The organism is Serratia odorifera, assembly GCF_041448735.1.
In the GTDB taxonomy this organism is placed as follows: Bacteria; Pseudomonadota; Gammaproteobacteria; order Enterobacterales; family Enterobacteriaceae; genus Serratia_F; species Serratia_F odorifera.
In genome coordinates this window covers 1,022,846-1,047,435 of the sequence record NZ_JBGMUT010000001.1, presented here as the reverse complement: position 1 = coordinate 1,047,435, position 24,590 = coordinate 1,022,846, and the positions used below count along the sequence as shown (strand labels likewise).

The 24,590-nt window shown below is 56.1% G+C and carries 25 protein-coding genes; 14 read left to right on the top strand and 11 right to left on the bottom strand.

Translation table 11 applies throughout. The annotated features are described in order from the left end of the window. Nucleotides 1–139 precede the first annotated feature (139 nt). The 3 genes from pqqA to ACCC84_RS04895 all read right to left on the bottom strand — a co-directional run bounded on the left by pqqA (nucleotide 140) and on the right by ACCC84_RS04895 (nucleotide 3,840). The gene (gene pqqA, locus ACCC84_RS04905) at nucleotides 140–217 is read right to left on the bottom strand and encodes a pyrroloquinoline quinone precursor peptide PqqA (protein WP_004937827.1); all 78 of its coding nucleotides are present in this window, start codon (nucleotides 215–217) and stop codon (nucleotides 140–142) included. A gap of 115 nt (nucleotides 218–332) precedes the next feature. Further along, nucleotides 333–1,382, bottom strand: a complete 1,050-nt coding sequence (locus tag ACCC84_RS04900) for a dipeptidase (protein WP_273868232.1) — start codon at nucleotides 1,380–1,382, stop codon at nucleotides 333–335. Between the two features lie 70 nt (nucleotides 1,383–1,452). Next, a complete protein-coding gene (locus ACCC84_RS04895; RefSeq protein ID WP_039992106.1) occupies nucleotides 1,453–3,840 on the bottom strand; it encodes a glucose/quinate/shikimate family membrane-bound PQQ-dependent dehydrogenase in 2,388 nt (795 codons plus the stop codon). A 539-nt stretch (nucleotides 3,841–4,379) separates the two neighbouring features. On the opposite strand from ACCC84_RS04895, the gene ACCC84_RS04890 reads away from it, so the two are divergent. The 8 genes from ACCC84_RS04890 (at nucleotide 4,380) to ACCC84_RS04855 (ending at nucleotide 12,869) form a co-directional block, all read left to right on the top strand. Continuing rightward, a complete protein-coding gene (locus ACCC84_RS04890) occupies nucleotides 4,380–4,820 on the top strand; it encodes a DUF2231 domain-containing protein (RefSeq protein ID WP_039992107.1) in 441 nt (146 codons plus the stop codon). Next, nucleotides 4,817–6,118, top strand: a complete 1,302-nt coding sequence (locus ACCC84_RS04885; RefSeq protein WP_371901606.1) for a PQQ-dependent sugar dehydrogenase — start codon at nucleotides 4,817–4,819, stop codon at nucleotides 6,116–6,118. Before ACCC84_RS04890 ends, ACCC84_RS04885 begins: the two co-directional genes overlap by 4 nt. A gap of 368 nt (nucleotides 6,119–6,486) precedes the next feature. Next, a complete protein-coding gene (locus ACCC84_RS04880) occupies nucleotides 6,487–7,641 on the top strand; it encodes a mandelate racemase family protein (protein ID WP_039992728.1) in 1,155 nt (384 codons plus the stop codon). A gap of 33 nt (nucleotides 7,642–7,674) precedes the next feature. Continuing rightward, a complete protein-coding gene (locus tag ACCC84_RS04875) occupies nucleotides 7,675–9,306 on the top strand; it encodes an ABC transporter substrate-binding protein (protein WP_004962976.1) in 1,632 nt (543 codons plus the stop codon). After that, the gene (locus tag ACCC84_RS04870) at nucleotides 9,303–10,340 is read left to right on the top strand and encodes an ABC transporter permease (protein ID WP_004962979.1); all 1,038 of its coding nucleotides are present in this window, start codon (nucleotides 9,303–9,305) and stop codon (nucleotides 10,338–10,340) included. The genes ACCC84_RS04875 and ACCC84_RS04870 overlap by 4 nt, the downstream gene beginning before the upstream one ends. After that, on the top strand, nucleotides 10,337–11,242 hold the full coding sequence (locus ACCC84_RS04865) for an ABC transporter permease (RefSeq protein ID WP_004962981.1): 906 nt from the start codon (nucleotides 10,337–10,339) through the stop codon (nucleotides 11,240–11,242). Before ACCC84_RS04870 ends, ACCC84_RS04865 begins: the two co-directional genes overlap by 4 nt. Then, nucleotides 11,214–12,077 carry an ABC transporter ATP-binding protein gene (locus ACCC84_RS04860; protein WP_004962984.1) on the top strand — a complete coding sequence of 288 codons (864 nt, stop codon included), beginning with the start codon at nucleotides 11,214–11,216 and terminating at the stop codon, nucleotides 12,075–12,077. The genes ACCC84_RS04865 and ACCC84_RS04860 overlap by 29 nt, the downstream gene beginning before the upstream one ends. Nucleotides 12,078–12,095: 18 nt before the next feature. After that, nucleotides 12,096–12,869 carry an ABC transporter ATP-binding protein gene (locus ACCC84_RS04855; protein WP_371901664.1) on the top strand — a complete coding sequence of 258 codons (774 nt, stop codon included), beginning with the start codon at nucleotides 12,096–12,098 and terminating at the stop codon, nucleotides 12,867–12,869. Nucleotides 12,870–12,903: 34 nt separating this feature from the next. Here the strand turns inward: ACCC84_RS04855 and ACCC84_RS04850 are convergent, their stop codons facing one another. From ACCC84_RS04850 to ACCC84_RS04830, 5 genes are all read right to left on the bottom strand, one after another. Then, the gene (locus ACCC84_RS04850; protein WP_198773088.1) at nucleotides 12,904–14,637 is read right to left on the bottom strand and encodes an ABC-F family ATP-binding cassette domain-containing protein; all 1,734 of its coding nucleotides are present in this window, start codon (nucleotides 14,635–14,637) and stop codon (nucleotides 12,904–12,906) included. Between the two features lie 547 nt (nucleotides 14,638–15,184). Continuing rightward, nucleotides 15,185–15,514: a hypothetical protein gene (locus tag ACCC84_RS04845; protein WP_371901605.1), complete on the bottom strand. Its 330-nt coding sequence runs from the start codon at nucleotides 15,512–15,514 to the stop codon at nucleotides 15,185–15,187. 154 nt (nucleotides 15,515–15,668) lie between these two features. Further along, entirely contained in the window at nucleotides 15,669–16,031 is a 363-nt protein-coding gene (locus ACCC84_RS04840; protein WP_127913621.1) for a hypothetical protein, read from the bottom strand. Further along, complete coding sequence (locus ACCC84_RS04835; RefSeq protein ID WP_127913620.1) at nucleotides 15,994–16,287, bottom strand: hypothetical protein; 294 nt, start codon at nucleotides 16,285–16,287, stop codon at nucleotides 15,994–15,996. Before ACCC84_RS04835 ends, ACCC84_RS04840 begins: the two co-directional genes overlap by 38 nt. A 205-nt stretch (nucleotides 16,288–16,492) precedes the next feature. Beyond that, nucleotides 16,493–17,380, bottom strand: a complete 888-nt coding sequence (locus ACCC84_RS04830) for a LysR substrate-binding domain-containing protein (protein WP_371901604.1) — start codon at nucleotides 17,378–17,380, stop codon at nucleotides 16,493–16,495. A 104-nt stretch (nucleotides 17,381–17,484) separates the two neighbouring features. Between ACCC84_RS04830 and ACCC84_RS04825 the strand changes: the two genes are divergently transcribed. After that, on the top strand, nucleotides 17,485–18,081 hold the full coding sequence (locus ACCC84_RS04825) for a short chain dehydrogenase (protein WP_004963005.1): 597 nt from the start codon (nucleotides 17,485–17,487) through the stop codon (nucleotides 18,079–18,081). A gap of 101 nt (nucleotides 18,082–18,182) precedes the next feature. Further along, a complete protein-coding gene (locus tag ACCC84_RS04820; protein WP_004963007.1) occupies nucleotides 18,183–19,304 on the top strand; it encodes an ABC transporter substrate-binding protein in 1,122 nt (373 codons plus the stop codon). A gap of 56 nt (nucleotides 19,305–19,360) precedes the next feature. Here ACCC84_RS04820 and ACCC84_RS04815 read toward each other — a convergent pair whose 3' ends face one another. After that, nucleotides 19,361–19,840 carry an Hsp20 family protein gene (locus ACCC84_RS04815; protein WP_004963009.1) on the bottom strand — a complete coding sequence of 160 codons (480 nt, stop codon included), beginning with the start codon at nucleotides 19,838–19,840 and terminating at the stop codon, nucleotides 19,361–19,363. 146 nt (nucleotides 19,841–19,986) lie between these two features. On the opposite strand from ACCC84_RS04815, the gene ACCC84_RS04810 reads away from it, so the two are divergent. Further along, on the top strand, nucleotides 19,987–20,811 hold the full coding sequence (locus tag ACCC84_RS04810; protein WP_371901602.1) for an aminoglycoside adenylyltransferase family protein: 825 nt from the start codon (nucleotides 19,987–19,989) through the stop codon (nucleotides 20,809–20,811). Here the strand turns inward: ACCC84_RS04810 and ACCC84_RS04805 are convergent. Continuing rightward, nucleotides 20,808–21,095: a DUF1330 domain-containing protein gene (locus tag ACCC84_RS04805; protein ID WP_004963017.1), complete on the bottom strand. Its 288-nt coding sequence runs from the start codon at nucleotides 21,093–21,095 to the stop codon at nucleotides 20,808–20,810. The genes ACCC84_RS04810 and ACCC84_RS04805 overlap by 4 nt on opposite strands. A gap of 1 nt (nucleotide 21,096) precedes the next feature. Further along, nucleotides 21,097–21,774, bottom strand: a complete 678-nt coding sequence (locus ACCC84_RS04800) for a GntR family transcriptional regulator (RefSeq protein WP_004963020.1) — start codon at nucleotides 21,772–21,774, stop codon at nucleotides 21,097–21,099. A gap of 482 nt (nucleotides 21,775–22,256) precedes the next feature. On the opposite strand from ACCC84_RS04800, the gene ACCC84_RS04795 reads away from it, so the two are divergent. The 3 genes from ACCC84_RS04795 to ACCC84_RS04785 are packed head-to-tail and all read left to right on the top strand — an operon-like array spanning nucleotide 22,257 to nucleotide 24,589. After that, complete coding sequence (locus ACCC84_RS04795; protein ID WP_198773094.1) at nucleotides 22,257–22,859, top strand: amino acid synthesis family protein; 603 nt, start codon at nucleotides 22,257–22,259, stop codon at nucleotides 22,857–22,859. Further along, complete coding sequence (locus ACCC84_RS04790) at nucleotides 22,831–23,673, top strand: alpha/beta fold hydrolase (RefSeq protein WP_004963030.1); 843 nt, start codon at nucleotides 22,831–22,833, stop codon at nucleotides 23,671–23,673. The genes ACCC84_RS04795 and ACCC84_RS04790 overlap by 29 nt, the downstream gene beginning before the upstream one ends. Continuing rightward, nucleotides 23,660–24,589 (top strand): flavin reductase, encoded by a 930-nt coding sequence (locus ACCC84_RS04785; RefSeq protein ID WP_088499692.1) that lies wholly within the window; start codon nucleotides 23,660–23,662, stop codon nucleotides 24,587–24,589. Before ACCC84_RS04790 ends, ACCC84_RS04785 begins: the two co-directional genes overlap by 14 nt. The last annotated feature ends 1 nt before the right edge of the window (nucleotide 24,590 follow it).

Below are 24,590 nucleotides of genomic sequence, written 5' to 3'. Positions count from 1 at the left end.
GTGTGAACCAGAAAAGAGAAAACAACAGAGAAAAAGGTTGCTGGCAACGCCGTCCGTGACAGCGAGATAACCGTGGGGCGCTCTCGCTGCCTGGCGTTGTCAGCAAGCCAGGATGCCCGCGGCAAGCGGGCATGAGCGATTAGCGGTTGGAAATGTACAGCGTCACTTCCAGGCCCAGACGCAGATCGACGAACTCGGGTTTAGTCCAGGTAGTCATAGGTAGTTCTCCTCTAGTTATTAAGTGCCAAATAAAAAATCATTCACATTCGGCGGCGACGATGTTGAAGAAATGTGACGGAGATCGCAACCTCAAAAGGGTAAAAGTTTTTTAGCTATGCGCCCCAGGTGGTGGATAACACCGCCAGCCAATTGCGCCATGCCAGCTTTTCCACCTGCGCCGGGGTAAAGCCGGCCTGCGCCAATGCCTGTAGCAATGAAGGCAGTCCGCTCACATCCCCCAGCGACTGTGGGACATTAACGCCGTCAAAATCGGAGCCGAATCCCACGTGATCTTCTCCAAGTTTAGCGACTAAAAATTCAATATGTTTAACAATTTCTGTTAAATCGGTAGTGGCGCTGTCGCGTTTACCGTCGGCACGCAGGAACGCGGTGCCAAAATTCACCCCGACAAAACCGCCGCTGGCGGCGATGGCCGACAGCTGCGCATTGGTCAGGTTGCGCGGCTGCGGGCACAGCGCGTGCGCGTTGGAATGCGTTGCTACCAACGGTGCGCTACTCAACGCCGCAGTTTCCCAGAACGCTTTTTCGTTCATGTGCGAAACGTCAATCATCATGCGGCGACGGTTACAGGCCGCGATCAGCGCCTTGCCGGCCGGCGTCATGCCGGGTCCGCTGTCTGGTGAACCCGGGAAGGCGCCGCGGATGCCTTCACCAAACACGTTTGGCCGATTCCAGAACGGCCCGATACTACGCACACCCAGCGCATAATAGCGATCCAGCTGCGTCAGTTCGGCGTCCAGCGCGCCGGCGCCTTCAATATGCAATACCGCCGCGATCTGCTGATTGCGTCGGCATTGTTCAATGTCCGCCACGCTGCGGCAGATCTTCAGCTGGCCGTTGGACGCCTGCTCCAACTGAAACAGGATGGCGATTTGCGCTTCGGTAATTGCCTGCGGATCGTAACTGGCCAGCACCTCGGCTTCACTCTGGTTACGCATCTGGGCAACATGGCTTACCGGCGGGATGAACACCGCAAACAGCCCGCCGCAGAAACCGCCGCGCTTCATGCGTGCAAAGTCCAGATGACCCTGTTCCACCGAGGAAAAGAACGCCGCGGCGGGGTCATCGGCATGCTTGAGCCACAGCGTGAGCAGCAGGTCGTTGTGGCCGTCAAAAACAGCTAGGGGAGCTAAATCTGTCATACGCTTTCACGATTAAAAATGGCCGCCCTGAGGCGGCCATCGAGTTGAGTGCGACGGTTGATCGCGCGGGTTATTTGGTCGCTTCGTCCGGCAGCGCATAGGCGACGATATAGTCACCCAGCTTGGTACCAAACGAACCGTGGCCACCTGCGGAAATCACCACATACTGTTTGCCGTTGACCTCATAGGTCATTGGCGTTGCCTGGCCACCGGCCGGCAGACGGGCTTCCCACAGTTTGTCACCGTTGCTGACGTTGAACGCGCGCAGGTAGTTGTCGGCGGTAGCACCGATGAAGAAGATGTTACCTGCGGTGGTCACCGGACCGCCGAGCATTGGCATGCCCATTTTGAACGGCAGTGGAATCGGTGAGCTGTCACGTACGGTACCGATGCGTTTTTTCCACACGATCTGATTGGTTTTCAAGTCGACCGCAGAGATGTAGCCCCATGCCGGCTGTTTGCACGGGAAGCCCAACGGTGACAGGAACGGGTTCAACGTCACGCCGTAAGGAATACCGTACTGCGGTTGAATGCCCACTTCCGAACCGCTGCCCTTGGCATTTTCGTCCGGCTCGATCGGGTTGCCCGGACCGCGAGGGATCAGCTTGGAAACGAACGGCAGCGCCATCGGGTTGGCAATTGCCACCTGACGATCGGTATCTACCGCCAGACCGCCCCATTCGAACATCCCCAGGTTACCCGGGAACACCAGCGTGCCCTGCTCGGAAGGCGGGGTAAAGGTGCCTTCATAGCGCAGGCTGTGGAACATCACGCGGCAAACCAGCTGATCGTAGATGGTTGCGCCCCAGGTATCCGCACCGGTCAGTTTCTTTTCTGGACGGAAGGTCAGCTCGGAGAACGGCTGGGTAGGTGACAGGAAATCGCCTTTTGCCGGGCCTTGTGGCACCGGGCGTTCCGGCGCAGGCACCACCAGTTCACCGTTGGTACGGTTCAGTACAAAGATGTTGCCGGTTTTGGTCGGAACGTAAATGACCGGCACTTTTTTGCCATCTTTGTCGGTGATGTCCGCCAGCGTTGGCTGAGCCGGAATGTCCATATCCCACAGGTCATGGTGCACGGTCTGGTAGAACCAGGCCAGCTTACCGGTGCTGGCGTGCAGCGCCAACAGGCCGCTGGCATAACGCTCCATTTCCGGCGTACGGTTGCCGCCCCAGATGTCCGGCGTCGCCACGCCCATTGGCAGATATACCATGTCCAGCTTGGCGTCATACGCTGCCGGTGCCCATGAGTTTGGTGAGTTCGGCACGAAATGGTGTTCGTCGGCCGGGATCTTGTTCGGCTCGGCGCTGCCTGGATCGAACGCCCACAGCAGTTTGCCGCTATTGATGTCAAAACCGCGGATAACGCCAGAAGGCTCACGGTTGGAGTAGTTATCCATTACCGCCCCGGCAATCACGATCACGCTGTCGGTAATCACTGGCGGCGAAGTCGGCTCGTAGTGGCCCGGAGTAGGGTAAGGCATGTTGCTTTGCAGATTCAGTTCGCCGTTGTTGGCAAAGTCTGCACAGCGCTTGCCGGTTTCCGCATCCACCGCGAACAGGCGACCATCGTTCACCGGCAGGATAATGCGACGTGCGCACTGGGCCGGTGGGGTACCTGCGGCATCGGCTTGCGCCGCTGCTGGGGTTTCATGGTAAGACACGCCACGGCAGGTGATGTGCTGGAACGACGAGTCGGACTTCAGCTCGGGATCAAACTGCCACTTCTCTTTGCCGGTCGCGGCATCCAGTGCAAACAGTTTCTGGTGCGCGGTGCACAGATACAGCGTATCGCGGATTTTGATCGGCGTGACTTCGTTAGTGATTTCCGCCGGATCGTTGGCGGTTTTCACGTCGCCGGTGCGGAAGGTCCAGGCTTCTTTCAACTGCGAAACGTTCTTGTCGTTGATCTGCTTCAACGGCGAATAACGGGTGCCTTCCTGTGTACGACCGTAGGCCGGCCAGTCTGCGCCATCAGCCGCCTGATCGACCACCGCCTGGGTTTGCGCGGCGTCGAGCGTGCCGTGGATTTCCTGCGGATCGTTAAACACCGAATACGCCAGTACCGCTACGGTAAACACCAGCACTGCACTGAGTGCGCCATACGCCAGCTTGCCGTTGGCAACCAGCTTGCGGTAAATGAACGGCAGCACCAGCCATAGGCCGAAGAAGAAAGTGACGTCGAGACGCGGCGTCAGTGCCCAGAAGTCGGTGCCGACTTCCCACAGCGCCCAGATGACGGTCGCCAACAGGAATACGGCATACAGCAATAAGGCGGTTGCACGACGACGATAAAGCAACCACGCGGTAATCAGCATCACCAGACCGGCTACGATGTAGTAAATCGAACCGCCCAGTTTTGCCAACCAAATCCCCCCCACTAACAGATATAAGCCGCTCACTACGGCAAATAGCGCTGTTATAAGGATGAGGAACGATGAAGTTCTGTTTTTCTGCATAGAATCAATCCACCCTGAATAAAAAACCTTCAATTTTGAGAATAAGCCAAATCCCAAAAAGCACTCTGTTTTTACCAAACTTTTTTCAACCACGGGCTCAGATTGCCGCCCGTGCATCGGCTTTATGAGCCTTGTCGCCCACAAAGGTGCGCAAGTATGAGACTTATTTCACAGTTATGGTAGTGGCTTTAGTGGTATAGGCACCGGCGTTGAAGCGTTGGTGAGGCCGCTTATCTGCCGGCGAGGCCAGTAATACAGGCGTATTTACGCAAATAACCGACCATGAACTTTTAATGCTATTTTTTTTAACAGACGTATCACATGGCTTATTTATCGCCAATTAACGCGCCTGCCATAGGGCTATTCCACCGCCATAACCATGCCGTTATTGCTTATATTCCGTTGGATCGGAAAAACCCAGCTTGCTAATTACTTTCAGCATATTTCTTCATATTTACTAATCTATTACAGGCAGGGCAAACGGCGGGTGCGCAGCATGCCGGCCGCAACCTACTTTTGGATGACTTATGGAGACGGACATGAATACGCACAATACCTCAGGACACTCGACGCTGGCCGTCGGGTTGTATGAGCTGTTGAACCCCATTCCGCTTGGCTTTTTTGTCGCGGCCTGGGTGTTTGACATTATCTATCTCAACAGCTTTGTGCTGATGTGGACCCACGCCGCCAGTTGGCTTATCGCCATCGGTTTGGTGATCGCCATCATCCCACGACTGATAAATTTGGTTCAGGTATGGGTTGGACGCCGCGATCCGCAGGGGGCGCCGGTGAAATTGCATTTCTGGCTGAACCTGTTGGCCATTCTGCTGGCCATCTTTAACGCCTTTATTCATAGCCGTGATGCCTATGCCGTGGTGCCGATGGGCGCGATCCTCTCTACCCTGGTGGTGGTTTTGCTGCTGCTGGCCAACCTGCAACTTGCGCTACGCCAGCGCACCGCCAAGGAGCAGCCACTATGAAATACCGTAACCACACCTTGATTGCCGTTTCGCTCGCCGTGCTGTTGACGGGTTGTGATGATGGCGCCACGCTCGATCCGCAAAAGCAGATTGGCCCAAATCCTGAACTGCCGCAGGCGAAGAACTTTTTGATGCCGCCGATGCAGGTTCCCGAAGGGGTGCCGTGGAAAACAGGGGAAATGCCGAAGGTCGCCGAGGGGCTGAAGATTGAAAAAATCGCCGACGGATTAATGCATCCACGCCAGGTTTATGTGTTGCCGAATAATGATGTTCTGGTGGCGGAAGCCAACGGGCCGGCTAAACCGACCACCCGACCGAAGCAGTTGATCATGGGCATGGTGCAGCAATCTTCCGGCAAGGGAGGACCGGGCGGCAACCGCATCACGCTGCTGCGCAACGTCAACGGCAGCTGGGAAAAGCACCTGTTCATCGAGCATCTGCATTCGCCGTTTGGCATGCAGCTGATCGGCAACACCCTGTGGGTCGCCAATGCCGATAGCCTGGTGAAGTTCCCTTATCAGGAAGGGCAAACCGAAATCCGCACTGCCGGCGAGGTGGTCACCGAACTGCCGGGCGGGCCGCTCAATCACCATTGGACCAAAGCGCTGCTGGCCAGCCCTGATGGCAGCAAACTGTACGTCGGCGTCGGCTCGAACAGCAACATCACCGAAAACGGCATCGGCGCGGAATACCGCCGCGCGGCGGTACTGGAGGTCGACGCCGCCAACGGCGCCAGCCGCATCTACGCCAGCGGCCTGCGCAATCCAACCGGGCTGCAGTGGGAACCGCAAAGCGGCAAGTTATGGGCAATCGTCAACGAACGTGACGAAATCGGCTCCGATCTGGTGCCGGATTACATGACATCGGTGCAGGAAAACGGCTTTTACGGCTGGCCGTACAGCTATTTTGGCCAACACGTGGATGAGCGCGCCAAACCGCCGCGGCCCGATCTGGTGGCAAAGGCCATCAAGCCGGACTATGCGCTCAGTTCGCACGTCGCACCGCTTGGTCTGCTGTTCTACGGCGGCGATAATATGCCGCAGTATCGCGGCGGGGCGTTTGTCAGCGAACACGGCAGTTGGAACCGCAAGCCGCTGAACGGCTATCAGGTGATGTGGGTCAAGTTCGAAAATGGCCAACCGGTCGGTACGCCAAAACCGGTGGTTACCGGCTTCCTGACTGATGACCAGAAACAGGTACGCGGTCTGCCAGTTGGGCTGGCGATGGATAAGCAGGGCGGCGTACTGATTGCCGACGACGCCGGCAACACCATCTGGCGCATCAGCGCGGCGCAATAATCACGCAGTAACCCGGCTCCCTGTTGGTGCGGGGAGCCGATTTCACTGTTGCTGTCATTCGCCATCCTTGATATACCGTGACCGTGAGTTGCCCGCTCACCTTCGTTGTTCCTTTCCTGTCATACCCGCCAAGGTTGCACCCGGTTTGTGAAAACAGTCACAGGCCAATGGGCAGATGCACTAAAAATCACCGACGTTTCGCAGAGTTTGTCTAAGGCCGGAGTGGGTAATTACGCCTACATTAATAAATGAAACGCATTTTTAAAAAAAAGAAAATCGCATTTACCTGTCATGGCGACAGACGCAGCAACGCAGCGATGCAGAGCGCCTCTCAGCGCGCCATGAATTATCCGTTCAAAGGGCCTTTGATGAAAATTGAATCTGTAAACGTCACCGTTTTCCACTATCCCACCCGCCGCGTGGCTGACAGCGCAGGGCATTCGCACCCCGGCGACGAAAGCCTGGCAAAAATGGCGATGCTCACCATCACCGCCGATGACGGCAGCGTCGGCCACGCCTTTGCCCCGCCAGAAGTGGTGCGGCCTTACGTCGTGAACAGCTTTTTCCGTAAGGTGATGGTCGGTCAGGATCCGTTCCATCGGGAACGTATCTGGCAGGCGCTGGCGCAGTGGCAACGCGGCAGCGCCCATCAGTTGACCGAACGCGCGCTGTCGTTTGTCGAACAGGCGTTGTGGGATCTGATCGGCAATGCCTTGCACACCCCGGTCTGGCAACTGCTGGGGGGATATCGCGACAAAGTGCCGGCGTATGGCAGCACCATGTGCGGCGATGAGCTGGCCGGCGGGCTATCGACCCCTGACGAATATGCGCAATTTGCCGAAAAGCTGGTGGCGCGCGGCTATCAGGCCATCAAATTGCACACCTGGATGCCGCCGGTGGCGTTCGCGCCGGATCCGAAGATGGACATCAAAGCCTGTGCCGCGGTGCGTGAAGCGGTGGGGCCAGACATCGCGCTGATGCTGGACGGCTACCATTGGTACAGCCGCAGCGAGGCGCTACTGATCGGCAAGGCATTGGAAAAACTCGATTTTGCCTGGTTTGAAGAACCGATGCAGGAAGAGAGCATGTCTTCCTACGCCTGGTTGGCGCAAAACCTGTCGATCGACGTTATCGGCCCGGAAAGCCTCGGCGGCAAACATCACAGCCGCGCCGACTGGGTAAAGGCCGGCGCCTGCGATATTTTACGCGCCGGTGCCAATGGCGTCGGCGGCATCGCCCCGTGCCTGAAAGTGGCCAATCTGGCGGAGGCCTTCGGCATGGATTGCGAAGTGCATGGCAACGGCGCCGCCAGCCTGGCGGTGGTCGGCGCGATCCGCAACTGCCGCTGGTATGAGCGCGGCCTGTTGCACCCGTTCCTCGACTATGACCAACCGGCGGCCTATCTGAATAGGCTGATCGATCCGATGGACTCGCAGGGCTTTGTGCATTTGCCAAATCGCCCGGGGTTGGGCGAAGACATTAATTTTGCGTATATCGAAGCCAATACCGTCAGCCACGACTGACGCATAATAACGTACCCTACAGGCGATATAGCGATGCAAAGAGTCTCTCTGGCGGGAGCGTACCTGCTTGCGCTCTCTCTCATGCTGGGCAGCGTCACGGCGTGGGCGAAAACCCCCGACGATCAGCTGATCGTCGGCATGAACATGAATAACCTGCTGACGCTCGATCCGGCGGCAATGACCGGTAATGAAGCGCCGGGCATCCTGGTCAATCTTTACGATTCGCTGGTCGAGCTGGATCCACAGCAACTGACCCAGGTGCGGCCGGCACTGGCCAGTTCGTGGGATATCAGCGCCGACGGCCAGGCACTGACGTTTCATCTGCGTGACGGCGTCACTTTTCATTCGGGTAACCCCTTGACCGCGCACGACGTGGTGTGGTCGATGCGCCGCCTGCTGCACCTCAATCTGGCGCAGGCTTCGGTGTGGAAATCCTACGGCTTTAGCCGGCAGAACATCGACCGCCTGGTCAGCGCACCCGACGATCGTACCGTGCATATCAGGTTGCCCAAGGCCAACGATCCTCTGCTGGTGATCTATTCGTTGGCGGCATTGGGCAATCTGGGGGTGCTGGACAGCAAGCTGGTGCAGCAGCATGCACGGCAGGGTGACTGGGGCAATCGCTGGTTGACCACCAACGAAGCCGGCTCGGGCCCGTTTATCCTGGAAACCTGGCAAGCCAAAGATGTACTGCGCATGAAGCGCAACCCGCATTACTGGCGCCCCGAGGCAAAGCTGACGCGCGTGGTGCTGCGGCATTTCCAGGAATCGCAGACCTTGCGCCTGATGCTGGCCAAGGGCGATCTGGATATCGCCAATAATATGGCGGTGGCCGACATCAACGCGCTGCGCAAGGATCCGGCGGTAACCGTCGACTCGGTACAGCGCGGCACCATGTACTACGTGGCGATGAGCATGAAAGAAGGGCATTTCGCTAATGCCAAGGTGCGCGAAGCGGTGCGTTATCTGATTGATTACCAGGGGATCAATAAGGCGCTGATGCCAGGCTACGGTGTACTGCACCAACGGCCGATCAAGGCGGGTATGCCGGCCACGCTACCCGATCCCGGCTATCGCCTGGACGTGGCGCGCGCCAAAAAACTGTTGGCGGAAGCAGGCTATCCAGACGGGTTTTCCACCACGCTACGGGTACTGGCCGATCAACCGTTCCTCAACATCGCCATCGCCGTTCAGTCCACGCTGATGCAAGCGGGCATCAACGCGCGCATCATCACCGGCACCGGCAATCAGATTTACGGCGCAATGCGCGAACGCCGTTTCGACATGCTGGTTGGTCGCGGCGGCAGCGGCATGGAGCCGCATCCACACTCTAGCCTGCGGGCGCTGGTCTATAACCCCGATAATCGCGATGCGGCAAAACTGACCAATTTTCAGGGCTGGCGCACCGGTTTCTATGACCCGCAGTTAAACCAGATGATCGACCAGGCGCTGCTGGAACGCGACGCCCAGCGGCAACAGGCAGCCTACCAGGCCATCCAGCTGCGCTACGACCAGTTGATGCCGGCGCTGATCCCGCTGTCGCAAATGGTGGACTCGGTGGTGGTGCGTAACGAGGTACACGGCTATCAGCCGCATCCTTCCGCCACCACCTTACTGCGTGAAGTTTACAAAACGCCGGCATCCGCCGGAGGAGGCAACGGATGATGCTCACTTTGCTGGCACCGGGTTCGCGCACGCGGCGTTTTTCAAAACGGCTGCTGCAAGTATTGATCACCCTGTTCGGACTGTTGGTGCTGACCTTTTTTATCGGCCGCGTCATGCCGGTCGATCCGGTGCTGGCGATCGTCGGCCCGGACGCCGACCAAGGCACCTATGAGCAGGTCTATCGGCAATTAGGGTTCGATCGCTCGCTGTTGACCCAGTTTGGCGTCTACCTCGGCAATCTGCTGCACGGCGATCTGGGCAATGCGCTGCTGACCGGTAAACCGGTCGCCGACGATATTTTGCGGGTGTTCCCGGCGACGCTGGAATTGGCCACGGTGGCGATCGTCATCGGCGCCGGACTGGGCATTCCACTTGGCGTATTGGCGGCGGCACGCCGCAATCGCCCAGCGGATTACATTGTGCGCGTTATCAGTCTGGCGGGCTATTCCACGCCGATTTTCTGGGTCGGCATGATGGGGCTGCTGCTGTTCTATGCTGCGCTCGGCTGGGTTGGCGGCGCAGGGCGGCTCGATCTGGGGCTGGAAGGCCAGGTGCCGCATCGCACCGGCATGATCACCGTCGATGCACTGCTGGCGGGTAACGGCACGGTGCTGTTCAACGCACTCAACCATCTGGTGCTGCCAGCCAGCCTGCTGGGGTTCCATTCTCTGGCCTACATTAGCCGCATGACCCGCAGCTTTATGCTGGCGCAGCTGTCACAGGAGTTTGTCATCACCGCTCGCGTCAAGGGGTTAAGCGAATGGCAGGTGATTTGGAACCACGCGTTTCGCAATATCCTGGTGCAGTTGCTGACCGTGGTGGCACTGGCCTACGGCTCGCTATTGGAAGGGGCGGTGCTGATTGAAACGGTATTTTCCTGGCCCGGTTTCGGCTCGTATCTCACCGGCAGTTTGCTGTTGGGGGATATGAATGCGGTGATGGGCTGCGTGTTGCTGGTCGGGGTGATTTTTGTCCTGATCAATCTATTGTCCGACATGCTGTATCAACTGTTCGATCCGAGGACCAAATCATGACGATTTCACTGGAATCGCCGCTCGGCGGCGAAGGCCGCGAATCACGCCAACGCCTGAAGCGCCGTCTGCTGCGCTGCGGCGGGTTTATCAGCCAGATGGCGCGCAACCCGCTGACCGCCATCGGCGGCGGTATTGTACTGCTGCTGCTGATCGTCGCACTGTTTGCGCCGTGGATTGCACCGTACCATCCGCTGATACAAAACCTCGACCAGGCCCTCAGTCCCCCCAGCGCCCGTCACTGGTTCGGTACCGACGAGTTCGGCCGCGACATCTTCAGTCGTTTGGTCTACGGATCGAGGATTACGATTTACATTGTGCTGCTGGTGTCGTTAACCGTAGGTCCGCTGGGCCTGCTGCTGGGCGTCAGCGCCGGCTACTTTGGCGGCAAGGTTGACACCGTGTTGATGCGGGTAACCGATATTTTCATCTCCTTTCCCAGTCTGGTGCTGGCGTTGGCCTTCGTCGCCGCGCTAGGGCCAGGGCTGGAACATGTGGTGATCGCCATTACGCTCACCGCCTGGCCGCCGATAGCACGACTGGCGCGAGCGGAAACGCTCTCGCTGCGACAGGCCGATTTTGTCTCCGCGGTACGCCTGCAAGGGGCGTCGCCGCTGCGGGTGCTGTGGCGCCACATCGTACCGCTGTGCCTGCCGTCGGTGATCATCCGCATTACCATGAATATGGCCGGCATCATTCTCACCGCTGCCGGGCTGGGGTTTCTCGGTCTTGGTGCGCAGCCACCGGAACCGGAATGGGGGGCGATGATTTCCAGCGGTCGCAGCTACATGATGGAGTGCTGGTGGGTGGTGACCATTCCGGGGTTGGCGATCCTGATCAACAGCCTGGCATTCAACTTTTTGGGAGACGGCTTACGTGACATCCTCGACCCTCGCAGCGAATAATCTGCCGCTGCTGGACGTGCGCAATCTGCACGTCGATTTTATCAACGGCAGCCTGGTCACCCAGGCGGTACGCGGCGTTTCCTTCCAGCTTGGCCGGGAAAAGCTGGCGATCGTCGGTGAGTCCGGTTCCGGCAAGTCCACCGTGGGCCGCGCGCTGTTACGCCTGCATCCCAGCAAGGCGCGCGTCAGCGCCGACCGAATGCAGTTCGGCGACCTGGATTTACGCCATCTTTCCGAGGCTGGCATGCGCCAGATCCGCGGCAAACGCATGTCGATGATCATGCAGGATCCAAAGTATTCGCTTAACCCGGTTACCTGCGTCGGCGAACAGATTGCCGAAGCCTGGCTGACGCACCACCCTGGCCAACGCGCACAGGCCAGAACCAAGGTGCTGGAAATGCTGGATGTGGTGCGTATTCGCGAGCCGGAGCGGGTCTACCGGCTGTATCCGCATGAAATTTCAGGTGGGCAAGGGCAGCGAATCATGATCGCCATGATGCTGATCACCGAACCCGAACTGGTGATTGCCGACGAACCCACTTCGGCGCTGGACGTATCGGTGCGTTTGCAGGTGCTGGGATTACTCGACGACCTGGTACAGTCTCGCGGGCTGGGGCTGATTTTTATCAGCCATGACATCAATCTGGTACGCAGTTTCTGTGACCGGGTGCTGGTGATGTATGCCGGGCGCATCGTCGAGTCGCTTGCCGCCGCAGAGCTGCACCGTGCACAACACCCCTATACCCAAGGGTTGATCGACGCATTGCCGGACATGCAACGCCGCCGCGCACGGTTGCCGGTATTGCAGCGTCAGGCCGGTTGGCTGGCTGAATAGGAGAGGCCGATGAAACATATGATAGATGTCAGCCAGTTGAACCTGCTGTTTGGCTCCGGCGACCAACAAACCCAGGTCTTGCATGACGTCAGCTTCGGCGTCAGGGCCGGTGAGATATACGGCCTGGTGGGGGAATCCGGTTCGGGGAAAACCACGGTACTCAAATGCCTGGCCGGGCTGTTCACCCACTGGGACGGCGAATTGACCATCGACGGACAACCGCTGACGCGGCGTATCGAAGCGCAACGCTGCCGCCGGGTGCAGATGGTGTTTCAGGATCCTTACGGTTCCCTGCATCCGCGACATACCATCGGCGATATCCTGGAGGAACCGCTACAGATTCACCGCATCGGTCATCGCGATGCCCGCATCAACACGTTGCTGGATAAGGTCGGCTTGAATCGCGCGTTTCGCCATCGTTATCCACACCAGCTGTCCGGCGGACAGCGCCAGCGGGTGGCGATTGCCCGCGCATTGATTCTGCAACCTCAGGTGCTGTTGCTGGATGAGCCTACCTCGGCGCTGGATGTGTCGGTGCAGGCGGAAATCCTCAACCTGCTGGCGGATTTGCAGCGCGAGTCCAACCTGACCTATTTGATGGTAACCCATGACTTGGCGGTGATCGCCCATCTGTGCCATCGGGTGGCGGTGATGCAGCACGGCAAAATCGTTGAAACGCTCACCACCGACGCGCTGGTAGGCGGCGCGGCAACCACCGCCTATGCGCAAATGCTGATCAACGCCAGCCAGAGGTACACGCGCGATATGGCGCGCCAGGTGGCGACCTATTAATCGATGATACGGCCGCCTCCCTGCGGCCGGTCAATCATGCCAATCCCAGCAGCGCAGACAGCCGGGCAATCTGCTGCCGCCATTGGCGTTGCAATGCCGGTTTCTGGTGTTTTGGCCGCCTGGCCAAGTCATCTGCCAGTTTGCTTTCCAGCGCGACAAGTTCGGCCAGTAACCGATCCTGCTGGTCTGGTTCATCCTGCGCTTGCTGTACGTTGAGCGCCGCATGCGCTGGCTGGCAGGGCGGCGGTGTCTCCGCCAAGCGGGCATAGATCGCCGGCAAATCATGCCACTGCTCCAACCGTTGCCGGTCAATCAACCAAAAGCGATTGCAGCTCTGTTCGATCAGGTCGCGATCATGCGACACCATAATCACCGCACCACAGAAGTTCTGCAACGTTTGCGCCAATTGCTCCTTGCCCTCGATATCCAGATGGTTAGTGGGTTCATCCAATAACAGCAGCGAGTAGTTGGCCAGGGTTAAACCGATGAACAGCAGACGCGAACGTTCACCGCCGCTCAGGGTGCCCACCGTCTGCCGATGGCGTAGGTAAGGGAACCCAGCGTCGATCAGCGCTTTTTTACGCTGTTCGTCGCTTAATGGCGCAAACGGTGCCAGCGCGTCGATTAAACTGTCATCATCACGCAACTGTTGCAGGCGCTGGTCATAGTAACCCACCCGCACGCGAGGGTGGAAAATCACCCCCTCAGTGGCCGCTTCTGGCCGCTGATAGATCTGCCAGAGCAGTTGTAACAGCGACGATTTACCCCCGCCGTTGCGGCCAACCAGTGCAATACGATCGCCACTTTTTACCCATAGCCGATCGAGTGAGAACAACACCGGCGCCTGCGCGGCTGGTCGTACCTGCAACGCTGACAGCGCCAGCAGCCTGTCAGCAGGCAACGCTTCGCCGCGCAGCTCAAGCCGCCATTGACTGCCGACGGTCAGCTGTGTTTGGTCTTCCTTTAGCCGCGTAACCTGTTTTTCCATTTGCTTGGCCTTGCGCGCCAGCTTTTCGTTGTCATATACGCTACCCCACAGCGCCAGCCGTTTGGCGCTGCCAGCCAGTCGGTCGATCTCCTTTTGTTCGCTTTGGCGCCGATTGGCATCCGCGCTGTCCCGTTCTGCCAGCGCCTGTCGCGCCAGGCTGCAGGGCAGGCGGATAAAGCTCAGCGTTTTATCGCGCAGCACCCAGGTGCAGTTGGTGACGTTATCCAACAGCCGGCGATCGTGCGATACCAGCACGAAGCTGCCCGGCCAGCGCTGTAAAAAGCGCTCCAGCCATAACAGGGTCGGCAAATCCAGGTGGTTACTGGGTTCATCCAGCAGCAGTAAATCCGGTTCAGCGATCAAGGCGCGCGCCAGCAACAGACGGGTATGCTGGCCGCCGCTCAGCGTACCGGCAGCAAGCGGCCACTGGCGCTCCTCGAACCCGACACTGGCCAGTAACGTTTCCGCTTGCCAGCGCCGAGTTTGCCGTTCGCCAGACGGCAACTGTTCAAGCAGCGCCTCCAACAGCGTGCTGTCGTTCAACTGCGGCGGTAAATGCTGTTCAACCCGCGCCATCAGGCATTGGTTAGCGCGAATGACGCTGCCGCGCGAGGCGGGCAGAACGCCGCCAAGGATGCGCAGCAGGGTGCTTTTGCCACAGCCGTTGTGACCTATCAGGCCAATGCGGTCGCCTTTTTTCAGGCTGAAGGTAATCTCGGTCAGCAGAGGACCGAAGGCGTTATCGTAGCCGACAGATTGGGCGGAAAGTAGTGTGCTCATTGCTTACTCAAGTTTTACGGGCATAAAAATGCCGCTCGTCAAAAAAATCGCTGACGATAACCGGTAAGCCGGAGGGAAGGGCTCAGAGTGTCAGTTAGCTTCGCTCAAGCAGGTTATCGCAGCACGATGCCGCTAACGCTTGAGCAAGAACGATCGCTAAGGACGAGTGAAAGTAAAAACAATTCACAGGTCAGCATAGAAATCCTCCTTAAATAATGTTGGTGAATCAATAGCCGCAGTATAAACAGCCGCTGGCGATTATGCCAGCGGCAGCTCACGTTCCGATGTGATGTTCAGCCGACGTTCCGCTTACGCGACAGTTGCCGCTCTCAACCACCGCTCTAAATGATGTTACTGGTGTTAGCGCGTAAGAGCAGTTGGTTGCAATAGGTGATGCAAATAAAACGTATTTTGATGTCTGCCAGTAGAATCAATCTATTACCGACAAAAACGCACTCTGCCATTCAAAAAATCATGATTTGCATTTCATATACATTAGGGCTTCTCACCACGCTAACTTAGTTATTTTAATTTATAAAGATGTTTTTTACCCGCCAAAATAAACAGTTCCAAATAAACCATGGATCATGAATACAATAATCAATATTAAGGCCAGGCTTATATACAATGAATCGATATTTATCTCTTCCCATCTGTCTAGAAAATGAAAACCGTGCAACGTGATAAAAACAGAAGTAATCATAACAATCCAAGCAGAGGTATACATCTGTTGGTGACTGCATACGCCAGCAACCAGTAATATCAACGCCACAAATAAAATCGTATTTTTACTTAATGATGGGAATATTGCACGACCAATATAGAAGTAATAGCACACCGAAGTAAAAAGCACGGAAAACTCCAATAACCACATCATTTCTTATCTCTTTTATGGCAAGTATCACATGACCCTCTAGATCCACCATTACTGATACTAGTGCTAGCTTTATAGTCACTTGAAAACTTATCACTCGATATGCCATCAAGAAAACCTAATGAAAAGCTTAGAACAACAGGATCATAAATCCAATTTAAAACCCCCTCCTAAAACATAACCATTTACCCCACCATTTTTTTATATTCATTCCGCCAAACAAAATCGTAAAGTCAGACATCCCGTACATCTGATAACTGGCACCGACGCCTACACCGTTAAAATCAAACTTATTATTTGATAAGCTTGTCCTGTCCTCTATCGAAAGCTTGGTGTTTAGCCACTGTCCGTTTAATGTTGTTGAAAAAGAAAGAGCATCCGTTATCCCATACATGACTGATAAATTCGCAGAAACACCATTCGTTTCCCTCCGTGCCGATAAATAAGTACGATCTATAACATATTGACCCGGCCCAACCTCATTAATGTAATAGCCTGTAGCCTGAGCGTCCATTTTCATTAGATTTATTCAATATATTAATACCAGAGCTTAGCGTCCATCTCTCCTTGGCGGGGAGAAAGTCTTCAATTTTCAGAATGGCTTTTGGTGTTTCTATCGATTTTTTTATAGGTTCCGCGTACCCTGGAGCCATCGTCCCTATAAAAATCAATAAAAGGGTAATCTGGTTCATATTAGTCCCTTTTTGGGTAGTTATCTCCATATGCTGCACTTGATAGTGATAATCAGTATCATTTAAAATGGCAACTTGTTCCATATAAAACATCACAAAAAGGAGATGTGGGTCGCAACTTCCCTACCAATAGACGCCTACAACTAGTAATTTACCGTTTTTTTAAAGTCAATAAGTAATAAATAATTATATTTAAATAACTATATTTTTACTCGGACACATACCATCACCACAAATAAACGTCGGGAGGATCGTGTGGTTGTATCCCGCCAGTTCGCGACGCTGGCGATTATGCCAGCGCGGCCGGTGCCTGCTCACGCATCCAGTCGATAAAGCTGCGGTGTTTGGCACTGGCGCGCACGTCTTGTCGCCACAGCAGATGAATCGGCCGTGGCGCAGGCAGGGCGTGCTCCAGCAGGCTGATCAACCGCCCTTGGCGAATGTCGTCGGCCAGCAACAGTTGCGGTTGCAGAATCAGTCCGGCGCCGGCCAATGCGGCACGCCGCAACGCGTGGCCGTCATTACAGCTAAAAACGGTGTTTTCCGGCCACAGCGGCAGAGAGCCACTACGCCAGGCGTTACGCTTGTTCCACAACGTATTGCGCAAACAGCGGTGTGCCGGCAGATCGGCCATACTCTGCGGCGCCGGATGGCTGGACAGGTAGTCCGCCGAGGCGGCAATCACCATTTTATAGTCGCCAAGGCGCTGGGCGACAAACGGGCTATCGTCCGGCAACTGACCGACACGAATGGCAAAGTCGAACCCTTCGGCGATCGGGTCGACAAAACGATCGCTCAATTCCAGTTCGATATATACCTCAGGATAGCGGAGCTGAAACTCGCTGCACAACGATGCCACCACGCAACTGCCCAGCGTGGTAGGGGCGGAAATGCGCAGACTGCCAGCAGGAAATTGCCGCAGGCTTTCGATGCGTCCTTCGGCGCTGCGCAGGGCGGCCATGACGCCAAGGCTGTCCTGATACCACGCTTTGCCGGCTTCCGTCAGATGCTGTCGCCGCGTATTACGCTGCAGCAAACGGGTATCCAGCAATGTTTCAAGCTGGGCGATCATTTTTCCGACCATTACCGACGAGATGTCCAGCCGCTTGGCCGCTTCGCTGAAGTTGCCGCTCTCGACCACCGCGATAAACACTTCCATACAACGTAATTTATTCATTATTGCTAACTTTTAGTTTGGAATGAGTAAATTTTTTAGCCATTTTTCCACCAATTCAACTGTATCACTATGTAATCCTGTTTAACGCTAGTGGAGAATAAAAAATGAAGATATTGGTGATTGGTGCCAGCGGCACGCTCGGCAGTGGCATTGTCAGCGCTTTGCAGCACGAGCATGAAATTATTCGCGTCGGCAAGACGCAGGGGGAGTTGCAGGTTGATTTAACGCAGGAAGAGAGCATCAGAGCAATGTTTGCCCGCAGCGGCAAGGTCGATGCGATCGTGGCGGCGACCGGCAGCGTACATTTTGCACCGCTGGCGGAGATGACCAGCACGCAGTTTGTCTCCGGCCTGCAGGACAAATTGATGGGGCAGGTACAGCTGGTATTGATCGGCAAAGACTATCTTAATCCAGGCGGATCGTTCACGCTGACCAGCGGCATTCTGGCGCAACAGCCGATCCGCACCGGTGTCAATGCTAGCGCGGTCAACGCGGCGCTGGAAGGGTTTGTTCTGGCGGCAGCCTGTGAACTCCCGGGGCTGCGGATCAACGTGGTCAGCCCAACGGTATTGAGCGAATCATTGGAAAAATACGGCGCTTTCTTCCCCGGCTTTGACAGCGTGCCGGTAAGCAGGGTGGCCATGGCGTATCGACGCAGCATCGAAGGCATCGACAGCGGAAAAGTCTATCGCGTCTGGTGACGATCGCATTAATTTTTGTGTCTTTTCAAACGCTGCGAGTTAGGCCATATTATCTGCGCTTTTTGAGAAAAAAAATCATTATCATTTAACGGGTGCAAATAATGAAAAGATGGCAACTATTTCTGGGGATGATTGGTATCAGCCTGCTGTTTTCGGCAACTGCTGCACCAATCGTGGTCACTGACGTCAGCGGCCGGCAGGTGACGCTGCCCGGCGAGGCGCAGCGCATCATTTTAGGCGAAGGGCGGCAGATGTATCTGCTCGCAGCGTTTGACACAGAGGAGCCGTTTAAACGGGTGGTCGGTTGGCGCGACGACTTCCATAAGGCGGATTATGACGGCTATAAAGCCTACGAAGACAAATACCCACAGATCAAGAAATTGCCGACTTTTGGCGGGGCCAAAGACGGTACTTTCAACGTTGAACAGGCGCTGACGCTGAAGCCGGATCTGCTGCTGATGAATCTGGAGTCGAAAGCGGCAACCGACGAAGGCGGTTTGATCGCCAAGCTGGAAAAACTCAATATTCCGGTGGTGTTCATCGATTTTCGTGAAAAACCGTTCGAAAACGCCGAGAAAAGCATTCATATCATGGGACAGGTGCTGGGCAAGCCGCAGCGCGCCGAGGAGATTATTCGCTTCCGCCAGCAGCAGATTGACATCGTTACCTCGCGACTGGCGAACTTCACCGGCCACCGCCCACGGGTGATGATCGACCGCGCCGGGGGCTATGACGACGAATGCTGCATGTCGTTCGGCGATGAGAATTTTGGTCGCATGGTGGAAGTGACCGGCGGGCAGAACATCGCCAAGGGGCTGATCCCCGGCACCTTTGGCACGCTCAATCCCGAACAGATCATTGCCAGCAACCCCGAAGTCGTGATCGTCACCGGCGCGAACTGGAAGAACTACAATACCGTGGGCAAATGGGTCGGCGTGGGGCCGGGGGCCGACGTGGACGAGGCAGAGAAACGCCTGCAGGCGCTGATGATGCGGCCGGCATTTAAAACGCTGCCGGTGGCGCACAACGGTAACGTCCATGCCATCTGGCATCAGTTTTATGACAGCCCATACCAGTTTGTCGCCATCCAGGCGATTGCCAAGTGGCTGCACCCGGAACTGTTCAAGGATCTGGATCCGGACGCCACTTTCCGCGAGTTCCATCAAAAGTTCCTGCCGCTGCCGTATAAACCGGGCTACTGGGTTTCATTGCCGGCACAGTGATCGCCAACCGCACCTCAGCCAATATGCACGGGTCCCAAACGGGGCCCGACAGTGACTTATTGTTGCTTATGCTCCAGGACATTTCCCTCGCTGCCGCTGCTACTGATGGCGATACGCTGCGGTTTTTCCTCTTCGGGAATTTCATACTCCAGATTCAACCGTAGCAAGCCGTTGGACAGATTGGCACTGCCAACCTTAATACGGTTGCTCAGGCTGAAGCTCAGGGTAAAGGCCGATTGCGCAATCCCGCGATGCAACCATTTGATCTGCGCGTCGTCGTCGGATGTCTCACGTTTGCCAGAAATCGTTAACTGGGTATTCTGTACCGCAATATCCAGTTCGCTTTCCTTGAATCCAGGCACGCTGACCGTCAGTTCGTAATGCGTGTCGTCACGTTGAATCAGATTGTAACTTGGCGTATCAGATAACGGGGCATCGCCGGTCAAGCGGCTGAATAAGCGATCCATACGATCAAAGCGATCGGAGAACAGATTGTCAGTGATAGTTGGTATCAGAGAGAAGGGACGATAGGCCATAATATTACCTCCTATATGTCAGGTTTCACTCGATAAAAATGGCGAGTATCATTGCTCACGACGATACTCACTGCTATCAACCCACGATCAATCTGGGGATGTTCGGGAAAATTTCAAGCCCTGTTTCCCCAGCAGAGGAACATCCAATGGATCGGCAGATCCCCATAACGATAACGCGCCAGTTGACGCTCGCCGAGGCGGTGCTGCAACGCCATCTGGGCGACACGCTGTGCGCGATTCATCTTTTTGGCTCGGCGCTCGAAGGCGGGCTGCAAGCGCACAGCGATATTGATCTGCTGGTCACCGTTCACACGCCACCGTCGCCACAGCTGCGTCAGGGGTTGCAGCGCGCGCTGCTGGCGGTTTCGGCTCCGCCGGCGGCAGACAGCGCGCTACGTGCGCTGGAGGTCACGGTCGTCAATCTTGCAGATATCGTGCCATGGCGTTATCCGGCGAAACGCGAACTGCAGTTCGGCGAATGGTTACGGCAGGACATTTTGCACCAGCGATTCGAGCTGCCGATGCAGGATCACGATCTGGCGATTCTGCTGAGCAAAGTCCGACAATGCAGTGTGCCACTGAACGGGCCGGTAGCGCAGGAGCTGTTCGACCCGGTCCCGCAACGGGATTTTTACCAGGCCCTCAGTGACACTGTCACGCAATGGGTTACGCCAGAGGACTGGCAGGGGGACGAGCGCAATATCGTTCTCGCATTAGCTCGCATCTGGTATAGCGCAGCAACCGGGCAGATTGCCCCCAAACAGCAGGCCGCCGCCTGGTTGCTGGAACGCATTGATGCCCGCTATGCGCCGGTATTACGCACCGCGCAGCAGGCCTATCTGGGATTGGGGCCCGACACGCTGGCGGCTCAGGTTGGCGCGACGGCCGAATTCATCAACTTTGCCAAACGCCATATCTGCCGACTGTTGCCGCCAGTGACCCAGGCGAAGCGCACAGATGCAGAGGATTAGGCTACCCCATCGACGATGGTAATCATCGCCTCCGCCACGCCGTCGCGCTGCTGCTTCGCCCGCTGATAGGCGTCGGAGTGGTAGCAGGCCAGCGCGGTGGCATAATCGTCAAATTCAATGACGACATGTTTGACATACGCCGGGCCCTCCAACGAGGTTGCCTGCTCGCCGCGCGCCAGAAAACGTGCGTTATACTGCTGAAAAGCCTGCGGGGCGAGGTGCATGTAATGTTGATAGCGTTGCGGATCTTTTACCGTAACGTGAGCAATCCAATACGCGGGCATCTCAGGACTCCTGTTGCAAGATACGTTTTGCCAGGGCAGAGGCTTCGGTCAAATGTTCCAGCACTTCCTGTCTGGCCAATTGCCCATCACCTTGTTCAATGGCGTGATAAATACGCGTCATCCGTTCAAAACCGGCCAGTTGCCGTTCCGGGCTTTTCAGCGTCAGCGCACGCAGTCGGCTGATGCGGCTGTTCAAACGCTGGACGATTTCCCAAGCGATGGCATGATTGGCAACCTGGAAAATAGTTTCATAAAAGGCCTGCGACGCGGCAACGCGCTTAATATCATCCTGTTCAGCTGACGCCTGATTAATCGCCATTAATTTATCGTGCAGTATTTTCTTATCCTGTTTGCTGGCATTCAGTGCACAGTCGTGAGCGGCACTTTGTTCCAGTAACAAACGAATATTATAAATTTGCTCCGCAACCTCCCAGGTCAAAATAGCCACAATAGGGCCTTTCTTGGGCAAAATTTCAATTAGCCCTTCGGCTTCAAGGTAACGAATCACTTCGCGCACTACGCTGCGGCTGACGCCCAGGCTGTCGCATAAACTGCGTTCCACCAGGCGATCTCCCGCCTGGAAATATCCCGCAATAATCGCCTGCCTGACTTTTTCCAGCGCCAGTTCACGCAACGTTACCGGGGTATTTTCTATTTTCAACGATGCCTGTTGAACCATGATTGTCTCTATTTTTTAGGATTATCAGTTATCTTTATAACAACAATTAATTGCGCCCATTCAGTTTAGTATTAACATCCTTTCCTCCGCCAAATCAACGACGGTTTTCCCTGCGACAAACGTTGTTCCCTGTCCGACAGGGGTAAATTTGCGATGGCTCACAGAATCGTAATCTAGCGAATAAAAAATCATTTGCCTGCCGCAACGCCTTGCCAATCGGCGTTTTTTCACGCTTTGTCACGCCATCTTTCGGCGTTAAAGCAACGCTGACAGCCGGTAACCAATGGCGACTATTCTTACCGCCAATATCCGCTAACTGATTAAAATTCATCATTAAAATCCACTATCACAGGGTGGGCGTGCCAACAAAAACAAGAATACCGTATTATGGTATACCAAACTTTGACATACCAATCGATCGAATGATATACCCTCAACTCGAGACAACTCATTAACATTTGATTTACTTTCGAGGCGTTTGTATGCATCCAGATATTCGTAAGACCTTCGTTATCACCGAAACGACCTACAGCGATGGCGGCAAGGCCGCTGGCACGCCGTTGGTGATGATTGCCGCGGTGGCCGTCGTCAAAAACCCGTGGGCCGGCCAGGGCTACGTACAGGATTTGGCGCCAAAAATCCGTGAAATGGCGCCGGTGTTAGGGGAATTGCTCACCGGGCTTATCATCAATGAAGCCGGTTCAGGCGATCGTATCGAAGCCTTTGGCAAAAGCGCCGTCGTTGGCCTGGATGGCGAATTGGAACATGCGTCTGCGCTGATCCATACCTTGCATTTTGGCAATCATTATCGCTCGGCGGTGAACGGCAAAAGCTACCTGGCATTCAACAATACGCGCGGTCCGGCCAACGCGCCGATTCTGATCCCGATGATGGGTAAAAACGACGAAGGGAGCCGCGAGCATTACCTGACGTTCCAGTTCAACATCAACGACGCGCCTTTCAGCGACGAAATCGTGATTGCTTTGGGCGCGGCGCTGGGGGGCAGACCTCATCATCGTATCGGCAACCGTTATATGGACTTGAAAGAGTTAGGACATGATCAGGAAAACCCAGCAGCTGTTTAACAACATGAAGGTCAGCTACCTGGAGGCGGGCGAAGGCGCGCCACTGGTACTGATCCATGGCGTCGGCATGAACGCCGAGTGCTGGTATCCGCAGCTCGAAGCGTTCAGCCGCGATTACCGGGTCATCGCCGTCGATATGCCGGGCCATGGCCAGAGCGACGGCTTTCGACAGGCGGCAACGCTTGAAGATTACGTCCACTGGCTGGCGGACTTTCTTGCCACCCAGCCCGAGGCTGATTTTGCCGTCGCTGGGCATTCGATGGGGGCGTTGATTACCGCCGGGTTCGCCATTGAATACCCCGAGCGCACCAACCATGCGGTGGTGATCAGCGGCGTGTTCCAGCGTTCACCGCAGGCCAGCCAGGCGGTCTTAGATCGTGCCGAACAACTGTCGCGCGGCCAGGCCCAGTTGGATTCGCCGCTGACGCGCTGGTTCAGCGCCACCCCCGGCGAGCAACGGCTGCGCGAACAGGTGGGCGATTGGCTGCAACAGGTAGATCTGCAGGGCTATGCACGTGCCTATCAGGCGTTCGCCGCCGGCGATCGCGTCTATGCCTCACGCTGGTCATCGCTGCGCTGTCCGGTGCTGGTGATCACCGGCGAATTCGACGCCAACTCCAGTCCGGAGATGGCCAGACAAATGGCACTGGCCGCGCCCAACGGGCGGGCGGTGATTATCGACAACGCTAAACATATGGTCAGTTTGACAGATGCGCAGCGGGTGAATGCCGAAATCCTCGGTTTTTTATCACCCACGGCGCAGCGGCAGACCAGCCAAAACGATATTGAAGGAGTGATCAATGGACGCGGATAAACGCAGACAGCTGCGCGACGCCTTTGGCGCGTTTATGACCGGAGTCACCGTCGTAACCTCGGTGGATAAGCACAATAAGCCGATTGGTTTTACCGCCAACTCGTTTTCATCGGTATCGCTGGATCCGGCGTTGCTGCTGGTGAGCATCGACAAGCGTTCGGCCAATCTGGACAACTTCACGCAATGCAGCCACTTCGCCATCAATATTCTGTCGGAGCAGCAGAAAGAGACCTCCAATATTTTTGCCCAGAGAATTGACGATCGCTTTGCGCTGATTGACTGGCGCTGGAGCGACGCGGGGGTGCCGCTGATTGACCACAGTTCGGCGTGGTTTGACTGCGCGCTGCACCAGGTGGTGGACGCCGGCGATCACGCCATTTTGATCGGCAGGGTCGAACAGTTCGAATCCAATGCCACCGCCGGATTGGGCTATTACCGCGGCGCCTACTTCACGCCATATCAGAATACCGAATCGCTGATCACCAGCCCAACGGTCGTAGTCAGTGCGTTGATTGAGTTTGATGGCCAGGCGGTGATGGTCAAGCAGGCCGACGGCGGCTACGCCTTGCCGAGTTGCGAGGTGGGGGAGCGCAGCGTCAGCGAAACGCTGGATCTGCTGATGAACCAGTTGGAGATCGGTGCCAACCCCGGCTTTGTCTATTCCATCTATGACGATCGTCTACGGCACAAACAGCATATCGTGTTCCTGTGTGCCTTGCCGACCGAGTCCGGCAGCATGACGCTCGCTATGCGCCACGCCGAATGGTTCAAGCTCGACCGCCTGGCGGCAATGCCGATTAAAGACACCGCGTTGCAATCGATGATGAACCGTTTTGTGCGTGAAAACGCAGTGGGTAATTACAGCATTTATTACGGCGATGAGAACCAAGGCGCCATCAAACAATTTGCCAGCTAAC